This window comes from Aminobacter sp. MET-1, from assembly GCF_026521175.1.
Lineage (GTDB): Bacteria > Pseudomonadota > Alphaproteobacteria > Rhizobiales > Rhizobiaceae > Aminobacter.
On sequence record NZ_JAMSHL010000001.1, the window covers coordinates 414,647 to 433,333 of the forward strand.

An 18,687-nucleotide genomic window follows, 5' to 3' on the forward strand; every position below is an offset into this window, starting at 1 on the left:
CTACGAAACGAGCATGGGTCCGCATGGTTAACGAATGGTTAAAATCTCCAGCCGTTTCGAGGCGCGAAGCACCCTGGTGGCGAAGCATTAACCATTTCCGTTTACCCCCTCAGGGCGAAATGTCTAAGGGGTCCGATGGCTGACGCGCGGAAAGCACGCCCGGTTTCCGGCGAAATCATGGCCGCCGAGGGCCGCGACACATCCGCCCAGCCGACAAGGCCTGCTGCGGCCGATATCGTCGACGCCGATTTCGAGACCATCGTGCCGGGCCAGCTATTGGGCGAATCATCCGCAACCCATGCCGACTTCGTGCACACGACGCCATCTTCGACCGGCATGGACATGCTGCGCGCGTCGCCTGGCCAGGGCCGCGTCCGTGCCGGACATGCCGGTCCGGCGTTCTGGCTCGCCGGCATCTCATTGGCGGCAATGGCTTTTTGGGTGTCGGGCGGCCATGCCACTCTGCGCGCCATGGCCTTTCCTGCTGCGGGGCAGGCCAGTTTGCTGCGCATAGTCGAGATCAGTTCGCGGGTCGATTCGTCCGGCCGTAAGCCGTTGCTGCTTGTTGACGGCGCTGCCATCAACGATGGAGCCAGCTCCGCTGAACTGCCGCCGATCGACATTTCGGTCGCCACCAATGACGGCAAGATCCTACGCTACAGGCTGGGGACAGCCGCCGCCCGCGTCGCATCGGGGGCAAGATGGGACTTTTCCAGCCGGCTCGACGTGCCTATTAACGGGATAAAGACCGTCACGGTCGCTTTCTCGGAATAGGATGACGTCATGCCGGTTGTGCGCGACAAGGAAATCGAAGTGCTGTTCTCCGCCTCGGCGATTGCACGGCGCAATCTGGAGCTGGCCAAGGACATTGCGGCGCACGACTACACCGACCTGCTCGTTATCTCGGTGCTCAAGGGCTCGTTCATCTTCGCCGCCGACCTGATCCGCGCCATGCACGACGTCGGCCTGTCACCCGAGGTCGAGTTCATCTTCATCTCCAGCTACGGCGCCGGCACCACCAGCGGCGAAGTCCGCGTGCTGCGCGACATCGACAACGAGGTCGCCGGTCGCGACGTGCTGCTCATCGACGACATCCTCGAATCGGGCAAGACGCTGAAGTTCGCCCGCGAGCTGATGATGTCGCGCGGCGCCAAGAGCTGCTCGATCGCCGTGCTGCTGGACAAGCGCATGCGCCGCAAGACCGACCTCGACGCCGATTATGTCGGCTTCGATTGCCCCGACTATTTTGTCGTCGGTTACGGCATGGATGTCGCGCACGCCTTCCGCGAATTGCCCTTCGTCGGCGTCGTCAAGGGCGAGGACTGATCCAGAGTCTGCAGACAAAAAACGCCCGGCCTTCAGAAATCGTCAACCTGTCGCGGCAAATATCGCCGCCATGGCAAAGCTTTTGATCGTTGAGGACGATGAGTCCGTTCGCACCCTTGCAGCCCGCGCGCTTGAGCGCGCCGGCCACACAGTCGATGTCGCCTGCGACGGTGCGCAGGGGCTCGAATGCATCCATGCCGAACAGGGCGCTTTCGATCTTGTCGTCTCCGACATCCGCATGCCGGAGATGGACGGCATCGAGATGGCGCAGGCCGCGGCCAACGCATTCCCCGGCCTGCCGATCCTGCTGATGACCGGCTATGCCGACCAGCGCGAGCGGGCAGAGGAACTCGACGCCATCATCATCGACGTCGTGCAGAAGCCATTCACGCTCGCCGATATCCGCGACCGTGTCTCGCTGGCGCTCACGCGCACGAATCAGTCGGTGGCGTTCGCCGGCGCTGCCTGAGACGCCTTTCCGCCGACATTGAGCGCAAAGATGCCGGCGCCGACGATCAGCAGCGCGCCGACAAGCGTGCCCGTGCCGGGAATCTCGGCAAAGAACAGGAAGCCCCACAGCGGCGCCCACAGCAACCCGCTGTATTCGAAGGTCGCGGCCTTGTTGGCTGGGGCCAGCCGATAGGCCTGCCCGAGCAGCACCATGCCGACGGCGGCGATGACCCCGCAGGCGCCCATCATCATGAGGTCGCGCAGGGTCGGCCACAGCCATGGCCGCATCAGGAAATCGAGGCTCGGGTGGCCGTTGCCCTGGAGGCCGGTGACGGCGAAAATCGCGCTGATCGCAACGCCGCCGATCAGGTAGGCGGCATTCTGGTAGAAGGCCATGGTTGTGGCGCTTTCGACCACGCCGATCTTGCGCGCCATCAGCTGCGAGAAGCTGTAGAGCCAGGCCGAAGCCAGCGACAGCAGCGCTGCCCACTCGAAGATGCCGGCGCCGGGATTGACCATGACTATGACGCCGACGAGGCCGACGGCGCCGGCCGCCAGGCTTTGCCACGGCACGCGCTCGCCGAGATAGGGACCGGCCATGGTCATGATCAGCAGCGGCGCCATGAAGAACAGTGCAGCGGCTGCGGCGATCGGCAGGGCAGGGATCGCCAGGTAGTAGGCCAGATAGGACACGAACAGGATTGTCGAGCGCGTCGCGAGGAAGCGCCAGTTGGGCGAGGCAAGGGCTGCAAGGCCGACATCGCGATGGACGATCACCAGCAGGATCGGCAGCGCCACGATGGCGCGGATGAACAGCGCCTCGCCGACCGGATAGGTGCCGGCGACAGCTTTGATCAGGGCATCCTGGATCGAAAACACCAGCACGCCGAGACAGAGGCAGAGGATGCCGACGAGCGTTCTGTTCTGCATGTTCTGTGGAGCCTAATGAAACGGCCGGCCGGAATTCGCTGTCGCGTGCCACCGGCCTCCGCCTCCATCAGGCCGGTACGCGCACCCAAGAAAAAACCCGCCGTGAAAGTCGCGGCGGGTTGAAAGTGAGGACGGTACTTACCAGTCCGTAGCCGCATCTGACGGCCACCTTCCAATGGGTGATCCGACTATCCGCCTCCGTTTGACACGATGCAAACGAATTGGGATGATGGCAGTCATTCGAAATTCTGATGGCTGATGGGTGCGGGGGCATGACAGTTCGTCTCGACAGCGACCTTCTGCGCACCTTCCTTGCGGTGGCCGAGACCGGCAATTTCACCCGCGCGGCGGAAGCCGTCGGGCGCACCCAGTCGGCAATCAGCATGCAGATCAAGCGGCTCGAGGAGATGGTCGGCGAGGTGCTGTTCGAGCGCGGCGCGCGCGGTGTCAGGCTCACACCCAGGGGCATGGACCTGGTCGGCAATGCCCGCCGCATCGTCTCGCTGCTCGACGAGACGGCGCTATCGATGCGTGCCGTGCCGCTCGGTGGACCGGTCAGGATCGGCATTCCCGAGGAGTATGGCCAGCCGGTTCTGTCGCGCGCACTGGGGGCCTTTGCCAAGCGGCATGCCCAGGTCGAGGTCACGGTCCGGTTCGGCTATTCGGCCCTGCAGCTCGCTGCACTTTCTGCAGGAGAGCTTGATTTGGCTGTGGTTTTCGAATGGCAGGACCCCTCGGGTGCGGAGGTGCTGATGCACGATCCCACCGTGTGGGTGACGTCCCATCACCATTACATCCATCTCGAACGGCCGCTGCCGATCGCTGTCTACAGCCGGCAGGGATGGTCGCGGGAATATGTGCTGGCCTCGCTCGAGCGACGCGGCATCGACTACCGCTTCGCCTACACCAGCGACACCACCAACGGGCTGGCGCTCGCAGTCACCGCCGGGCTTGCGGTGGCGCCCATGTCGCGCAGCAGCATCACATCAGATTGTCGCGAACTGACCGAGGTCGACGGCTTCGGCCAGATCGACAATGCCAGGGTGGTGATGCATCGCAATCCGCGCGCCAACAGCGAGGCGGTGGATGTGATGGCCGATGCCATACGCGAGGCTTTCCATCAGCGACACTGATTCCTGGCCCAATGGAATCCTCCGCCGTTGATCCTGACAAAATGATGTCAGGAGCCGCGTGCTAGTATGCCCTTCTTACCCACGAGGAGGGCTTCATGCTCACTTTCTACCACGCACCCTGGTCGCGTTCGTCCAACATGCTTTGGCTGCTCGAAGAACTCGGCGTGCCCTACCAGGTCGAGAGGATCGATATTCGGGCGCCTGGCGGGGTGCCGGAGGATTATCGCGCCATCCAACCGAACAAGAAGGTGCCGGCCATCGTTCATGACGACGTCGTGGTCACCGAGCGCGCCGCGATTTGCACCTATCTATGCGATGCTTTCCCTGACGCGGGCCTCGCACCTGCGATCGGCGACAAGATGCGCGCGCCCTATCTCACCTGGCTGGTCTACGCCGACGCGGTGTTCGACCCTGTCCTGGCGGCCAAGGCTCATGGTCACGAATTCATGGGCGGCGGTTACTCCTATGGTTCGTTCAGCGAGATGATCGCCAATCTCGAAAAGACGCTGTCGTCCCGGCCCTATATCGCCGGCGACCGCTTCACCGCTGCCGACACGCAGATCGGCGGTGGCATCAATTACGGCATTCGCGTGCTGAAGACGCTGCCTGAAAAGCCGGTGTTCCTGGAATATGTCGAAAGGCTTTTGGCCCGGCCGGCCTTCCAGCGTGCCAGCCAGAAGGATTTTGCCATGGCGCAAGAGGCAGGCATGCCCGGCGCGGTCTGAGCGCAGAGCCGCTTGGACTTTCAGCTTCGCGATCCGCTGTGCGGACCGCCTCTCCCCCGGCAAGGGGAGAGATTAGTCTCGTCATGGGCCACTGCAACGACGTGAGGATGAGCCTTGTTAGCAACTGGCTGCAGCGCCGATGAAGGCATGATCTCCCGCCCCATGCGGGAGAGGTGGCCGGGCAGGCCAGTGGGGGACGGAAGAAGCGAGCGAAGCACGGACGCTGCCAGCTCCTGCCGCCGCTACTTCATCTCCAGAAGCCGCTCGAGATAGCTACGCTCCAGTTCGGGGCTCAGCGCATTGCCGAGCCGCTTGCGGATCGCCTCGAGAATCTGGCGTGCGCGCTGCACGTCGATCTCGTCGGGTAGCGGCGTCGAGTCGCCGGTGTCGGGTCCGCTGGTCGCCTGCGGCCGGCCGAGTGGGTCGCGGCCGGCATTCTGCTGGCGGCCGCCTTGCTGGCTGCCGCCCTCGTCGCCCTGCATGGCCTGCAGCTGCTGCATCATGTCCTGTGCGCCCTGGCGCAAGGCTTCGAGCGCCCGGCCCTGATGGCCGACGGCGCGGTCGCCTTCGCCCTTGCCGAGCGAGTTTTCGGCCTGCTTCATCGACTTGCCGGCCTCGCCGAAGCCTTCGCCTGGCTTGATGCCAAGGCCTTCCAGCCCCTTCATCAGCGCTTCGAGATCTTTCTCCAGCTGGCTCTGGCCTTCCTGCAGCTGCTTGAGCGCATCGGCGAATTCCTGCGGAGTCATCGGCTTGCCGTCATCACCCTGGCCGGGCTTGCCTTTCTGGCCGGGCTGCTGGTCCTGGCCTTGCTGATCGCCGAACGGATCTTCCTGGCCCTGCTGCGGGCCGCGCTGCATCTGATCCATGCGGAAGGTCTCGTTCATCATCTCCTGCTGGCGGCGCATGAGCTGGCCGAGCTTGTCCATCTGCTGGCGCATCTCGGAGTTCTGCTGGCCCTGCTGGCCGCGCTGCTGCCGGCCGGCCTGCAGGTTGTTCATCATGTCCTGCAGCTGCGACAAAAGCTCCTTGGCCTGGTCGCGGTTGCCCGACTTGGCCAGGTTCTCGATCTGGTCGAGCATGCGCTGCAGATCGCCCTGGCGCAGTTCCTGGCCCGGGGTGGGGCCCTGGGCTGTCTGGTTCTTCTGGGCCTTCTCGGCGAATTCGCGCAGGAAATTGTTCATCGCCTGGCGCAATTCGGCCATCAGCTTGTCGATTTCCTCGTCGCTGGCGCCACGGTCGAGCGCGTCCTGCAATGCCTGCTGAGCTTGGCGCAGCTGCTTTTCGGCAGCCGAAAGATCACCGTCCTCGATGCCAAGCGCCACCTGCCAGAGATAGGAGACGACCTCGCGCAACTGATCGTCGGAACCGGCCATCTTGAGCCGGGTGCGAGCGCTCATCAGCGCCAGATAGTGCGAGACGTTGGCAATCGTGTCCTCGGGCCGCAGGGTGATTGCGTCCATCAACTCCAGCACGCGCGGCTTGGCGTTGGCGTCGAGCGCCAGCAGCCGACGCTGCTCGATCACGGCACGCGCCAGCGGATTGGAGAACGGGCGCTCCGGCATCAGGAAGGTCTTGGTTTCGCTTTTCGCCTTCTGGCCGGCGTCGTCGACGGCTTCGAGGGTCAGCTTCACCAGCGCGCCCGACCAGACATGCTCGGTCAGGTCGCGGCTGGCCTTCACAGGCTTTTTGGCAGCGCCGCGCCGGGGCAGGGCGAGCTGCATTTCAGGGGCGCCATAAAGCGGCCGCGCGCCCGCCGGCTGCTGGTCGGCGAGGGCAAACTCGGCCTTGGCGGACGCCGCGCCATAGTCGTCCTCAATGTCATAGCTGAGTTCCAGCGTGCCGTTGACGGCGCGCTTGGGCTCGCCGACGAAACGGATGGTCGGCGGATTGTCGGGGATAACAGTGAAGGCCCAGCTGTCGAGCTCGGCGTCGCCCGATTTCAGCGTCAGACGTCCTTCGGTGGCGAGTTTGTCGGAGAAATGGCGGACGACCGCGACCGGGCTGGACGCGGCCGGCGTTGCCTCGGCGGCATTGGCCTTGGGCGCCACATCTCGGATCGTTCCTTCGGTATCGGTGAAGCTCAGCGTCTCGTCGCCGGGGCCGCCTGTCACGCGCAGCGACAGTTCGCTGCCCTGGGGCACGCTGATGGCGGGCGCATCCTTGCCGGCGTTGGCGGTTAGGAAGATCGGCGGCTTGCCGGTATACGCCGGCGGCGTCACCCAGGCGTCGATGCGCGGCGGGATGGCGTCCCTGGCCGCATGGGCGCGGAAGGCGTCGCCGATCCTGCCGCCATGCGGCCCGAAGGACAGGCCATAGGCGCAGACGAACAGCAACGCCACAGCGGCACGCAACGCCCACGGGTCGCGCTCGGGCAGCTGTGTCCGCGGCAGGTCGCCGCCAAGCCTGCCCAGGCTTTCGGCCATGCGCTTCTGGTGCTCTCGCCAAAGCGCGTCGGCAAAGTTGTCAGGCCGGCCCGAGGGGCGATCTGTCTGCACCTGCACGGGCGTGTGTTCGAGATCGTTGGCCTGCTCGACGCGGTTGTCGATCTCGGGCCATGTCGGCAAGCGGAAGAAGCGCAGCGGATAGAGCGCGGCCAGACCGGCGATGCCAAAGGCAGCGGCCGTCGCCAGCCGCGCCATGTCGGGCAGCAGGCGGAAGATGCCGAGCCAGGACAGGCTCAGGAAAAGTCCGGCGACAATGAGGATCGGCAGCAGCAGCGGCCAGCCGCGCTCAACCACCATTACCGTGGCGACGGCAAGACGTGTCCTGCCGAGGCTGGCGTTGATGTTCCTGTGCAGCGCCGATCTGTCCCGTTCCGTCATCAGCCCATCCGCTTGGGCGGCGCGGGATGCCGCCGCCTTGCCTTCATGCAGAATACCATCAATCGCGGCGAAGGCGAGGCGACCAACGCAATCGTGAAAGGAACTGTCGCGAAGATTACTTTGGCTGCGCCGATCGTTCGGTTTGCCGGTTGTGCATTCTTCGACAAGCTCAGAGTGAGGATTGTTGGCGCCGACGTTGCCTTATTGGACGTTTTCGGACTGCCGGTGCCATGGCTGTCTTGTCGAAATTCCAGATCGACTTCGCTCGACATGAGGCGCCGCCAGCCAGACGATCCTCGTCCTGAGCCTGTTGAAGAGCTCGATCAACAAGCCTGGCGAGCGCCCGGTCCTCAGAGCCAGCCGGGCAGCGAGTCCAGCCCGATCAGTTCCTCATAGGTCTGGCGCTTGCGCACGACATGGAAACGGTCGCCGTCAACCAGCACTTCGGGGATCAGCGGCCGCGTGTTGTAGGTGCCTGCCTGGACAGCGCCATAGGCGCCGGCGGTGCTGACCGCGATCAGGTCGCCCGACTTCAGTCTGGGCAGGTCGCGGTCAAGGCCGAGATAGTCGCCGGTTTCGCAGACGGGTCCCACAATGTCGACCATCATGCGGGCGTCATCGGCGCTCGCCTGCACCACTGGGCGGATCTCGTGATAGGCGTCGTAGAGTGTCGGCCTGATCAGGTCGTTCATCGCCGCATCGACGATCAGGAAGTTCTTGGCGTCGCCTTCTTTCACGAAGATCACTTCCGAGACCAGGATGCCGGCATTGCCGACGATCAGGCGGCCCGGCTCGAACATCACCTTGAGGCCGAGCTTGCCGACATGCTTGTGGACGATCGCGGCGTAGGCATCTGGCAGAGGCGGCGGGTTGTTGTCGGTCTTGTAGGGAATACCGAGACCGCCGCCGAGATCGACGTGGTCGATGTCGTGGCCGTCGGCCTTCAGCGTCGCCACCAGCTCGACCAGAAGCGCGAACGCGTCGTCGAAAGGCTGCAGCTCGGTGATCTGGCTGCCGATATGCATGTCGATGCCGGTCACCTTGAGACCGGGCAGGGCGGCGGCGCGGGCATAGACCTCGCGGGCGCGCTGGCGTGGAATGCCGAACTTGTTTTCAGCGAGGCCGGTCGAGATCTTCTTATGCGTCTTGGCGTCGACGTCGGGGTTGATACGCAGCGATACCGGTGCCGTCTTGCCGTTGGCCACCGCACGGGCCGACAGCAGTTCCAGCTCCGGCTCGGATTCGACGTTGAAGCACAGGATGCCGGCCTGCAGCGCGAAGTCCATCTCGCGTGCCGTCTTGCCGACGCCCGAAAACACGATCTTCTCAGCCGGGATGCCTGCGGCCAGCGCCCGCCGCATCTCGCCTTCGGAGACGGTGTCGGCGCCGGCGCCGAGTTTTGCCAGCGTCTTCAGCACCGCCTGGTTCGAATTGGCCTTGAGTGCGTAGCAGACCAGCGCGTCGAGGTCGGCGAATGCCTTGGAAAACACCTGGAAGTGTCGCGTCAGCGTCGCGGTCGAGTAGCAGTAGAAAGGCGTGCCGACGGCTGCGGCAATATCGGTCAGGGCCACGTCTTCGGCATGGAGGACGCCGTCGCGGTATTCGAAGTGGTTCACGGCAATAGGCTTTCGAAAGAAGAAGTGCCGCTCAGAGCAGCGGATCGAGGATGAAAGGCTTGTCCGCCACCGGTTTCTTCGGCGCTTCGCCGACGGGCTGGCCAGCCTTCTTCGCATCCTTCTGCGCCTGCACGGCCGCATCGTAAGGCGTGTCGAGCGCACCCTTGCGGCCGCAGGCCGAAACCACACCGACCGCAGCAATCAGCCCGAGCGTCACCAAAATCCTGCCAGCGGTCATGACCCATCCATCCGCGAAAATTTTCCCGCTGCTTGTAGCGGAGATTCTCGGGCTTTGCACCCCGGCTCGATCACGCTTTCGTAAGGCGCTTCTTCCAGTAGCGGACCTGTTTCTTGACCTCGGCAGGGGCGGTACCGCCGAACGAGGTGCGGCTCTTCACCGAGTTCTGTACCGACAGCACCGAGAAGATGTCCTGGGTGATGCCGTCATGGATCGATTTGAGGTCGTCGAGCGTGAGCTTTTCCAACCCGACCTTCTTGCTTTCGGCAAGGGCCACGGCCCTTCCGGTGACGTGGTGCGCCTCGCGGAACGGCATGCCGATCTCGCGCACCAGCCAGTCGGCAAGGTCGGTGGCGGTGGAGTAGCCCGAGCCCGCAGCCTTCTTCATCGCCTGGTCGTTGATGGTCATGTCGCCGACCATGCCGGTCATGGCGGCAAGCATCAGGTCGAGCGTCTCGGCGGCGTCGAACACGGCTTCCTTGTCTTCCTGCATGTCCTTGGAATAGGTCAGCGGCAGACCCTTCATGACGGTCAGAAGGCCGATCAGGTGGCCGTTGACGCGGCCGGTCTTGGCACGCACCAGTTCGGCCGCATCGGGGTTCTTCTTCTGTGGCATGATCGACGAGCCGGTGGAGAAACTGTCCGACAGGCGCACGAAGCCGAACTGCGGCGTCGACCAGATGACGATCTCTTCGGCGAGACGCGACATGTGTGTGGCGCAGATGGCGGCAATCGACAGGAACTCGAGTGCGTAGTCGCGGTCCGACACGCTGTCGAGCGAGTTGCGGGTCGGCTCACGGAAGCCGAGCGCCTTCGCCGTCTGGAAGCGATCGATGGGGAAGCCGGTGCCGGCAAGCGCTGCCGCGCCCAGCGGGCTTTCGTTCATGCGCTCGATGGCATCGCGGACGCGGCTCAAATCGCGGGCGAACATCTCGACATAGGCCATGCAATGGTGGCCGAAGGTCACCGGCTGCGCCGTCTGGAGATGGGTGAAGCCGGGCATGACGGTCGAGGCATGCTGCTCGGCGCGTTCGAGGAAGGCGGCGATCAGGCCCTTCAGCGCTTCGGCGACGCGATGGAACTCATCCTTGACCCAGAGGCGGAAGTCGACCGCCACCTGGTCGTTGCGCGAGCGCGCGGTGTGCAGGCGGCCGGCCGACGGGCCGATCAGTTCGGCGAGGCGCGCCTCGACATTCATGTGAATGTCTTCGAGCCGGGTCGAGAAGGTGAACTTGCCGTCCTCGATTTCTCGCAGGATCGTGTTCAGCCCGTGAGCGATTTTCTGTTGATCCTCGGCTGAAATAATGCCCGTTTCCGCCAACATCTCGGAATGGGCGACGGAGCCTCGGATGTCCTGGGCATAAAGCTTCTTGTCGAAGCCGATCGAGGCGTTGATCGCCTCCATGATCGCGGCCGGGCCCGAGGCAAAACGTCCGCCCCACATCTGGTTGCTGGCCTTCTTGTCGCTCATCGTGATAACCGGGCTCCGGAGAAAAACTGAATAGATGTCGGATCGCAGAAAGATGTTTCCCGCGCCACGCCATATTGCTCTAGCCGCCGTTGCAGGCGTAATCGCCGGCGCGGTTGCGGTATATGTCACGAGCCGCCATTCTGGCAACAATCCGCAGCCGGTGCCTGTCGCGGCCGACACCAGCGCCGAACTGACCGCCGCCGACAAGCAGTGCGCCGCCAAGGCGGATGCGGCCAAGGCGGTGGGGGCTGCAGCCACCGGGCATGTCGCGGCGATGATGCCGGCCGATCCGCCGCGCTCGCTCAAGTCGCTCGCCTTCAACGGCCCCGACGGCAAGCCGATGACGGTGGCCGATCATTCGGGCCGCACGCTGCTCATCAATCTCTGGGCTACCTGGTGTGCGCCCTGCCGCGCCGAGATGCCGGCGCTCGATGCGCTGGAGCGCGAAATGGGCGGTGACGAGTTCGAGGTTGTGGCGGTCAATGTCGACACCGGCGACGACACCAAGCCGAAGAAGTTCCTCGAAGAGACCGGCGTCGCCTCGCTCGGCTACTACCGCGAAAACACGCTGACGCTGTTCAACGATCTCAAGAAAAAGGGGCTGGCGCTCGGCCTGCCGGTGACACTTTTGGTCGACGGCGAAGGCTGCCTTCTCGCCAACATGAACGGCCCCGCCGAATGGGCGAGCCCCGACGCGAAGAAGCTGATCGAGGCGGCGCTGGCAAAATAAGCCGGCGCCAGAGCAAAATTATCCCCAGAGAAGCTGGCAATCATCGGTTGCATCGACGGTTCGATTCTGGTTCGCGCCGTCGCCGCGCGAAACGGTTTTCGCACGCGGCAGGCCATCCCGCAGCGTGGTTGTTAGCTGGCTCTGGCGTTGCCTTAAGCTTGCTTGAATATGACGTTTTGCTTTCGCTTTTATGAAAATCGAAAGCCAGTCGGCCGGTTGCAGGCCAGCCGAAAGCGAAGCGCGCCGAACCCGCCGTTCATACCTTTGCTACAAAACTGTTGTCGGGCTGTCATAATCCGACAATACTGCTCCCTGCGAAACTAAACCTTTCGCCAACCAGAACGGGAGCGAGACATGAAGACCCTAGGCTTCGCGGCGGGTGTAGCCGCGACAATGACGCTGTTGTCCAGCACCTCCGCATTCGCCGTCACCGAGATTTCCTGGTGGCACGCCATGACCGGCGCGAACAACGAGGTCGTCAACCAGCTGTCCGACGAATTCAACAAGAGCCAGAGCGAGTACAAGATCGTTCCGGTGTTCAAGGGCACCTATCCGGAAACGCTGAATGCCGGCATCGCCGCCTTCCGCGCCAAGCAGCCGCCGGCGATCATGCAGGTCTTCGATGCAGGCACGGGCACGATGATGGGCGCCGAGGGCGCCATCAAGCCGGTGGCCGAGATCCTGTCGATGGGCGGTCAGGCCTTCGACAAGAGCCAGTACCTGCCGGGCATCGTCTCCTACTACTCGAAGCCCGACGGCACGATGCTGTCGTTCCCCTACAACTCGTCCTCGCCGATCCTCTACTACAACAAGGACATCTTCCAGAAAGCCGGCCTCGACGTCGACAATCCGCCCAAGACCTGGGGCGAGGTCTGGGATGCCGCCAAGAAGATCAAGTCGAGCGGTGCAGCACCGTGCGGCTTCACTTCGACCTGGCTGACCTGGATCCACACCGAGAATTTCGCGGCCTGGAACAACGTCTCCTACGGCACCAATGAAAACGGCATCGGCGGCACCGACGTCGAGCTGAAGATCAACGCGCCGGCCTTCGTCAAGCACTTCCAGGAGCTCGCCGACCTCGCCAAGGACGGCACCTTCAAGTATGGCGGCCGCACATCGGAAGCCAAGCAGATCTTCCTTGCCGGCGAATGCGGCATCTTCACCGAATCCTCTGGCGGTCTCGGCGACATCGTCAAGTCGGGCATGAACTACGGCACGGGCCAGCTGCCCTACGAGGCGGACGCCGCGGGTGCGCCGCAGAACACCATCCCTGGCGGCGCGTCGCTGTGGGTCTTCGCCGGCCTGCCGGATGAGCAGTACAAGGGCGTTGCCGCTTTCTTCAACTTCCTGTCGCAGACGCCGATCCAGGCGCGCCTGCACCAGGTGTCCGGCTACCTGCCGGTTACGCTTGCGGCTTATGAAGAGACCAAGAAGTCTGGCTTCTACGACAAGAACCCGGCCCGCGAGATCCCGATCAAGCAGATGATGGGCAAGGCCCCGACCGAGAATTCGAAGGGCGTCCGCCTCGTCAACCTGCCGCAGGTCCGCGACATCGAGAACGAAGAGCTCGAAAAGATGCTCGCGGGACAGCAGACCGCTCAGCAGGCGCTCGATAACACTGTCGCGCGCGGCAACAAGGCGATCCAGGAAGCCATCGGCAACTGACAGCCGGGCCAGGGAGCGTGATCCTCTTCACCCCCTCTGGCCTGCCGGCCATCTCCCCCTCAAAAGGGGAGATCGGCCGGCATCGTCCCGTTCGCCAATCGTATCCGCTGCAAATACTGCACTGCTGCAGGAGCCGCTGATCTCCCTCCACTTTTGAAGGGGAGATGGCCGGCAGGCCAGAGAGGGGTGTCGCCATGCATTCGTCTCCGCAATCCTTCCCCACTGGAACGGCCACATGAGTCCACGCGTCGTCTTCCCCAACCGCATCCTGCCTTATCTGCTGGTTGCGCCGCAGCTGGCGATCACGCTGGTGTTCTTCTACTGGCCGGCCAGCCAGGCGCTGCGCCAGTCGATGCTGAAGGAAGATCCCTTCGGGCTGTCGTCCAAATTCGTCTGGTTCGCCAATTTCAAGAAGGTGCTGTCGGACCCGAACTATCTCAATTCGGTCCACGTCACGATCGTCTTTTCGGTCGCCACCGCGGCCGTCGCCATGGCCACCGCACTGCTGCTCGCCGTCATGGCCGACAAGGTGGTGCGCAGCCGCGGCCTCTACCGCACGCTGCTGATCTGGCCCTATGCGGTGGCGCCCGCCATTGCCGGCATGCTGTGGCTGTTCCTGTTCAACCCGTCGATCGGCTCGCTCGCCTATGGCCTGCGCTGGCTCGGCATCCACTGGGACCCGCTTCTCGACGGGTCGCAGGCCATGACGCTGGTCGTGGCCGCCGCGTCCTGGAAGCAGATCAGCTACAATTTCCTGTTCTTCGTCGCCGGCCTGCAGGCGATCCCCAAGTCGCTGATCGAAGCTGCGGCCATCGACGGTGCCGGCGAGAACAAGCGCTTCTGGACGATCGTCTTCCCGTTGCTCGCACCGACCACCTTCTTCCTTTTGGTAGTCAACACCGTCTATGCCTTCTTCGACACCTTCGGCATCATTCATGCTGTGACGGGCGGCGGGCCGGGCAAGGCCACCGAGACTCTGGTCTACAAGGTCTACAATGACGGCTTCGTCAATCTCATCCTCGGCGACTCGGCGGCGCAGTCGGTGATCCTGATGGTCATCGTCATCGCGCTTACCGCCATCCAGTTCCGCTATGTCGAGAAGAAGGTGCATTATGGCTGAGCCGAAGCCGCTTCCACCTGCCAGCGGGCACGACAAGCTGATGATCGGCCAGTCGATGGCCGGCGTCTACATGGCGCACGCGATCCTGATCCTCGGCATCGTGATCGTCGCGTTCCCGATCTACTACACCTTCGTTGCCTCCACCCATTCGCTGCAGACGATCCTGCGTCCGCCACTGCCGCTGCTGCCGGGGCCGGAGTTCTTCAAGAACTATTCGGAGGCGCTGTTCGGCGGTGTCGGCCGCATCGGCGGGGTCAGCGTTGCGACGCTGCTCATCAACACCACCATCGTTGCCTTCGGCATTGCCATCGGCAAGATCATCATCTCGATCCTGTCGGCCTACGCCATCGTCTTCTTCCGCTTCCCCGGCCGGATGTTCTTCTTCTGGCTGATCTTCATCACACTGATGCTGCCGGTCGAGGTGCGCATCCTGCCGACCTACAAGGTGATGGTCGATCTCGGCCTGATCGACACCTATACCGGGCTGATCGTGCCGCTGATCGCGTCGGCTACCGCTACGCTGCTGTTCCGCCAGTTCTTCCTCACCATCCCGGGCGAACTGGTCGAGGCGGCGCGCGTCGACGGCGCCGGTCCGTGGCGCTTCTTCAAGGATATCCTGCTGCCACTGTCGCGCACCAACATCGCGGCATTGTTCGTCATCCTCTTCATCTATGGCTGGACGCAATATCTCTGGCCGCTTCTCGTCACCAATCGCAACGACATGAACACCATCGTCATTGCGCTCAGGAAGATGATCTCGTTTGCCGATGCCGACACCGAATGGCATCTGGTGATGGTCACCTCCATGCTCGCCATCGTGCCGCCCATCCTGGTGGTCGTATTCATGCAGCGCTGGTTCGTCCGCGGCCTCGTCGAAACGGAGAAATAATGGCAACCGTCGATCTCAAGGACGTCCGCAAGGTCTATGCCGGCGGCGTCGAAGCGGTGAAGGGCGTGTCCATCGCCATTCCAGACAAGGCGCTGTGCGTGCTTGTCGGCCCGTCGGGTTGCGGCAAGTCCACGCTTTTGCGCATGATCGCGGGCCTGGAGACCATCTCGGCCGGCAGCTGCGCCATCGACGGCAAGACGGTGAATGCGATCGGCCCCACCGAGCGCGACATTGCCATGGTCTTCCAGAACTATGCGCTCTACCCGCATATGAAGGTCTATGACAACATGGCCTACGGCCTGCGCAACCGAGGCACGCCGAAGGACGAAGTCGACAGGCGTGTGCGGGCGACCGCCAAGACGCTGGAGCTGGAGCACCTGCTCGAACGCCGTCCACGCGAACTGTCAGGCGGCCAGCGCCAGCGCGTCGCCATGGGTCGCGCCATCGTGCGCAATCCCAAGGTCTTCCTGTTCGACGAGCCGTTGTCCAACCTCGACGCCAAGCTGCGCGGCCAGATGCGCGTCGAGATCAAGAACCTGCAGCGCAATCTCGGCGTCACCTCGGTCTATGTCACCCACGATCAGCTTGAGGCGATGACGCTGGCCGACGTGCTGGTGGTCATGAATGCCGGTCTGGTCGAGCAGCTCGGCGCGCCGCTCGACATTTACGAGAAGCCGGCCTCGACCTTCGTGGCTTCCTTCATCGGCGCGCCGCCGATGAACCTCCTGCCGCTGCGCAGCGGCCAGCTCGAGGGGGCGGTGACGTTGCCGGCCGTGCCAACCAACGCAGCGACGCTCGGCTTCCGTCCGGAGGATTGCGAGGTCCGCACCGAGGCCAATGGTGTGTCCTCCGACGGGGCACTGCGACTGATGGCCAAGGTCGAGGGCGTCGAGCCTGTCGGTGCCGAAAGCTTCCTCCATTGCCAGGTGCCGGGCGGTCGCATCGTCGTGCGCGTGGCCGGCCGCTCCGATGCCATGCCTGGCGACCAGCTGCCGGTCTTTGCCCGCCGCGAGAAGCTGCATTTCTTCGGCAGCGACGGCAAGAGAGTGTAGGGCCTTGGGATGCGCGCCTTGGGCGCAGGACCGGCCAACCGCAACCGGTGCACCGCAGATAACGCAATCGTTCCAATTTGAGCTGTTGCGATAACCTCTTGTTCATGCCGCCCGACCGAAGATCGATGCAAGATCAAGGAGGTGGCTGGATTGCGGGCATCTTTGAAGAAACTCTCGCCGCGTGCCTGGCTTCAGCTCGCCGGCTGGACGGTTTTCGGAACGCTGGGCTGCGTCGTCGTCTCGCTCATCGTCACCTGGCTGATGTTCGGCAACGCCAGCAGCGAGGTGTTCCGCCTCGTCTTGCTGGAAGCCACCATCGTACCGGTCCTGCTGGCCGCGCCGCTGTTCTTCTACCTGACGCTCAAGCTGCGCGAACTCGCCATCGTCAATCATAAGCTTGCCGTGGTCGCCTCGACCGATGCGTTGACGGCGGTGCTCAATCGCGGTGCCTTTTCGGCCCGGGTCGACGAGGCACTGGGCAGGAACAGGACCAGGCTTGTCGGTCGGCCGATGGGGGCTCTGCTGGTCGTCGATGCCGATCATTTCAAGGCGGTCAATGACCGCTTCGGACACGCCGAGGGCGACGAGGCGCTGCGGGTGATCGTCGAGGCCATCCGCCCCTGCCTGCGGTCCACAGACATGCTGGGCAGGCTCGGCGGCGAGGAGTTCGCGGTCTTCTTGCCCGATGCCACGCCGGTCAATGCCGTCGACATCGCCGAGCGCATCAGGCGCGCCGTGGCCGAGGCGGAGTTCCTTCCGGGCGGCAGCCGCCATGCGCTGACGGTCAGCGTGGGCGGGGCGGTGTTCGACCGGCCGGTCGGCTTTGCCGAACTGTTCCGCATAGCCGATTCCTACCTCTACGAGGCCAAGGATGCCGGGCGCAATCGCGTCGAGCTGGCGCCCATGCCACCCGAGCGGACACCTGGCTGGTATTCCGGTCTGGTTAACTGATCATCAGGCAGCGGCTGCCAGCTCGGCGTGCGCAAGTGCTCGTTCGAGCGCCTTGATACATGTCGGGTCGTGCGAGGTGCCGGCGCCCTCCCACAGGATCGCCATGGCCTTGGAGATCGGCATTGCCGCGCGGTAGGGCCGTTCGGCGGTCAGCGCGTCGAACACGTCGGCCGTCGAGATGATGCGGGTGTCGAGGTCGATCTGGTGGGCGACGAGACCCCTGGGATAACCCTTGCCATCGAGCCTTTCGTGATGGGCGCCGGCGATCTTCGACAAATCGGCAAAAGCGCCGATCCGTGACAGGATCACCTCGGACATTTCCGCATGCCGCCGCATCGACACCCATTCGAGGTCGTCGAGCTTGCCGTTCTTGTCGAGCACGCTGTTGGAGACGCCGAGCTTGCCGATGTCGTGCAGCAGCGCTGCGCGCTTCAGCCAGCGACGATGGCTTGTGGTGAAGCCCATTTCCTCGGCGATCAGATCGGTGAAGATGGCGACGCGCTCGCTGTGGCCCGAGGTGTATGGGCTCTTGGCGTCGATGACGCGGGCAAAAGCCTGGGCGATGTCGTCGAGATAGTCGTCGTCGGCAAGCATCGCCTCTTGCCCCGGTTCCATTGTCAGCACCACCTCTTCAAGGTCGTCGCGGGCAAGCGTCTGCCAGAAGGCGTCGCTTGCCGCGACCTTCTCGAATGCGCCGACAACTGCCGGATCGAACCAGGCCCCTGAGCGGTGGCTTATTTCGGCGGGCGCCGCCGCGCGGCCGCTCGCGGCATGGAAGACGTCGACCACCTGCGCCAGCAGCGCCACGCGGGCAAACATCGCGATGTCCCGGCCGGAGCGTCCGAGCGGCTTGCCGCCGCCGTCCCAATGCTCGTCGAGATCGAGGATGGCCTCGGCCACGGCTTCGGAAAAATGCATCTGGCGGGCGATCTGCGCGCCGCGCTGGCAGCGCGTCTCGATCAGCTCGCGAGCAATCTGGCCGCCATTTTGCAGGATGTTGATGATGCTGCGGAAGCGCTGGGCCAGGTCGGCATTGGGGCCGGTGTGGGAAAGCGCGAAACGGAGCACCTGGGGCAGGCTGCTGTTCAGCAGCTTGAAGTCCTTCTTGAAGTTCAGGTCATCGGCCAGGTAGAGGCTGCAGATGCGCGCCGCATTGCTCGAACAGCCGAGGTCCTTGAGCAGCAGCGCGTAATAGAGGTCCTTGAGCGCTTCTTCCGGCAGGCCGAGTTCACGCCCGATGCTGACGCCGATCCAGCAGCAGCGCACGCAGTGGCCGGGCGGCTGGCCCTCGGTCAGGTCGAGCGCATGGCTCAACGCTCCGAGTATTTCCGCGACACGGATTTTGTTGCCCATGACCCGCCAACGCTTCCGCTGCGCGCGGAGCGCTGTCAGGCGGCAGCGCGCGGGAAAGCCCCAAATTCGAGGACTTACGGGCGATCGTCCTCCGAAGGAGGACGCGCACGCCCTTCAGCTGCATGTCATCCAAACTGGAAAGGCCGGGTTAACACCGGAGGCTGGCCGGCAGCTATTTCAGGCTGTCGGCATGGTGAGCCTCTTGTCCGCCGAAAT

18 protein-coding genes are annotated in these 18,687 nt (G+C 63.9%); 11 read left to right on the plus strand and 7 right to left on the minus strand.

Features of this window, described 5'->3' with window-relative positions; all coding sequences use genetic code 11:
* Positions 1-135: 135 nt before the first annotated feature.
* The 3 genes from NDO48_RS02095 (at position 136) to NDO48_RS02105 (ending at position 1,795) form a co-directional block, all read left to right on the plus strand.
* Positions 136-774 carry a hypothetical protein gene (locus NDO48_RS02095; protein WP_018429687.1) on the plus strand — a complete coding sequence of 213 codons (639 nt, stop codon included), beginning with the start codon at positions 136-138 and terminating at the stop codon, positions 772-774.
* Between the two features lie 9 nt (positions 775-783).
* A complete protein-coding gene (gene hpt / locus NDO48_RS02100) occupies positions 784-1,326 on the plus strand; it encodes a hypoxanthine phosphoribosyltransferase (protein ID WP_018429686.1) in 543 nt (180 codons plus the stop codon).
* A 70-nt stretch (positions 1,327-1,396) separates the two neighbouring features.
* On the plus strand, positions 1,397-1,795 hold the full coding sequence (locus NDO48_RS02105; protein ID WP_018429685.1) for a response regulator: 399 nt from the start codon (positions 1,397-1,399) through the stop codon (positions 1,793-1,795).
* Here NDO48_RS02105 and NDO48_RS02110 read toward each other — a convergent pair.
* Positions 1,765-2,706: a DMT family transporter gene (locus NDO48_RS02110; RefSeq protein ID WP_018429684.1), complete on the minus strand. Its 942-nt coding sequence runs from the start codon at positions 2,704-2,706 to the stop codon at positions 1,765-1,767. The two genes, NDO48_RS02105 and NDO48_RS02110, sit on opposite strands and share 31 nt — an antisense overlap.
* A gap of 272 nt (positions 2,707-2,978) precedes the next feature.
* On the opposite strand from NDO48_RS02110, the gene NDO48_RS02115 reads away from it, so the two are divergent.
* Positions 2,979-3,839 (plus strand): LysR family transcriptional regulator, encoded by an 861-nt coding sequence (locus NDO48_RS02115; RefSeq protein ID WP_018429683.1) that lies wholly within the window; start codon positions 2,979-2,981, stop codon positions 3,837-3,839.
* A gap of 95 nt (positions 3,840-3,934) precedes the next feature.
* The gene (locus NDO48_RS02120; RefSeq protein ID WP_018429682.1) at positions 3,935-4,564 is read left to right on the plus strand and encodes a glutathione S-transferase family protein; all 630 of its coding nucleotides are present in this window, start codon (positions 3,935-3,937) and stop codon (positions 4,562-4,564) included.
* 242 nt (positions 4,565-4,806) lie between these two features.
* On the opposite strand, the gene NDO48_RS02125 is transcribed toward NDO48_RS02120, so the two are convergent.
* The 5 genes from NDO48_RS02125 to argH form a co-directional block, all read right to left on the minus strand.
* The gene (locus NDO48_RS02125) at positions 4,807-7,386 is read right to left on the minus strand and encodes a TIGR02302 family protein (RefSeq protein WP_267320768.1); all 2,580 of its coding nucleotides are present in this window, start codon (positions 7,384-7,386) and stop codon (positions 4,807-4,809) included.
* Positions 7,386-7,658, minus strand: coding sequence for a hypothetical protein (locus tag NDO48_RS02130; protein WP_157632796.1), 273 nt, complete (start codon positions 7,656-7,658; stop codon positions 7,386-7,388). The genes NDO48_RS02125 and NDO48_RS02130 overlap by 1 nt, the downstream gene beginning before the upstream one ends.
* A gap of 78 nt (positions 7,659-7,736) precedes the next feature.
* On the minus strand, positions 7,737-9,002 hold the full coding sequence (gene lysA, locus NDO48_RS02135) for a diaminopimelate decarboxylase (protein WP_018429680.1): 1,266 nt from the start codon (positions 9,000-9,002) through the stop codon (positions 7,737-7,739).
* A 31-nt stretch (positions 9,003-9,033) separates the two neighbouring features.
* Positions 9,034-9,240 carry an LPS translocon maturation chaperone LptM gene (lptM, locus tag NDO48_RS02140; protein WP_018429679.1) on the minus strand — a complete coding sequence of 69 codons (207 nt, stop codon included), beginning with the start codon at positions 9,238-9,240 and terminating at the stop codon, positions 9,034-9,036.
* A gap of 70 nt (positions 9,241-9,310) precedes the next feature.
* Positions 9,311-10,711, minus strand: coding sequence for an argininosuccinate lyase (argH, locus tag NDO48_RS02145; protein WP_018429678.1), 1,401 nt, complete (start codon positions 10,709-10,711; stop codon positions 9,311-9,313).
* 34 nt (positions 10,712-10,745) lie between these two features.
* Between argH and tlpA the strand changes: the two genes are divergently transcribed.
* The 6 genes from tlpA to NDO48_RS02175 all read left to right on the plus strand — a co-directional run bounded on the left by tlpA (position 10,746) and on the right by NDO48_RS02175 (position 17,118).
* Entirely contained in the window at positions 10,746-11,441 is a 696-nt protein-coding gene (gene tlpA / locus NDO48_RS02150; RefSeq protein WP_018429677.1) for a thiol:disulfide interchange protein TlpA, read from the plus strand.
* 354 nt (positions 11,442-11,795) lie between these two features.
* Entirely contained in the window at positions 11,796-13,106 is a 1,311-nt protein-coding gene (gene ugpB, locus NDO48_RS02155; protein WP_026227553.1) for a sn-glycerol-3-phosphate ABC transporter substrate-binding protein UgpB, read from the plus strand.
* A gap of 235 nt (positions 13,107-13,341) precedes the next feature.
* Entirely contained in the window at positions 13,342-14,226 is an 885-nt protein-coding gene (ugpA, locus tag NDO48_RS02160) for a sn-glycerol-3-phosphate ABC transporter permease UgpA (RefSeq protein WP_018429675.1), read from the plus strand.
* A 40-nt stretch (positions 14,227-14,266) separates the two neighbouring features.
* Positions 14,267-15,115 (plus strand): sn-glycerol-3-phosphate ABC transporter permease UgpE, encoded by an 849-nt coding sequence (gene ugpE / locus NDO48_RS02165; protein WP_026227552.1) that lies wholly within the window; start codon positions 14,267-14,269, stop codon positions 15,113-15,115.
* Positions 15,115-16,167 carry a sn-glycerol-3-phosphate ABC transporter ATP-binding protein UgpC gene (ugpC, locus tag NDO48_RS02170; RefSeq protein ID WP_018429673.1) on the plus strand — a complete coding sequence of 351 codons (1,053 nt, stop codon included), beginning with the start codon at positions 15,115-15,117 and terminating at the stop codon, positions 16,165-16,167. Before ugpE ends, ugpC begins: the two co-directional genes overlap by 1 nt.
* 162 nt (positions 16,168-16,329) lie before the next feature.
* Positions 16,330-17,118: a GGDEF domain-containing protein gene (locus tag NDO48_RS02175; RefSeq protein WP_018429672.1), complete on the plus strand. Its 789-nt coding sequence runs from the start codon at positions 16,330-16,332 to the stop codon at positions 17,116-17,118.
* A gap of 3 nt (positions 17,119-17,121) precedes the next feature.
* Here NDO48_RS02175 and NDO48_RS02180 read toward each other — a convergent pair whose 3' ends face one another.
* Positions 17,122-18,471 (minus strand): HD-GYP domain-containing protein, encoded by a 1,350-nt coding sequence (locus NDO48_RS02180; protein WP_267320769.1) that lies wholly within the window; start codon positions 18,469-18,471, stop codon positions 17,122-17,124.
* Positions 18,472-18,687: the final 216 nt, after the last annotated feature.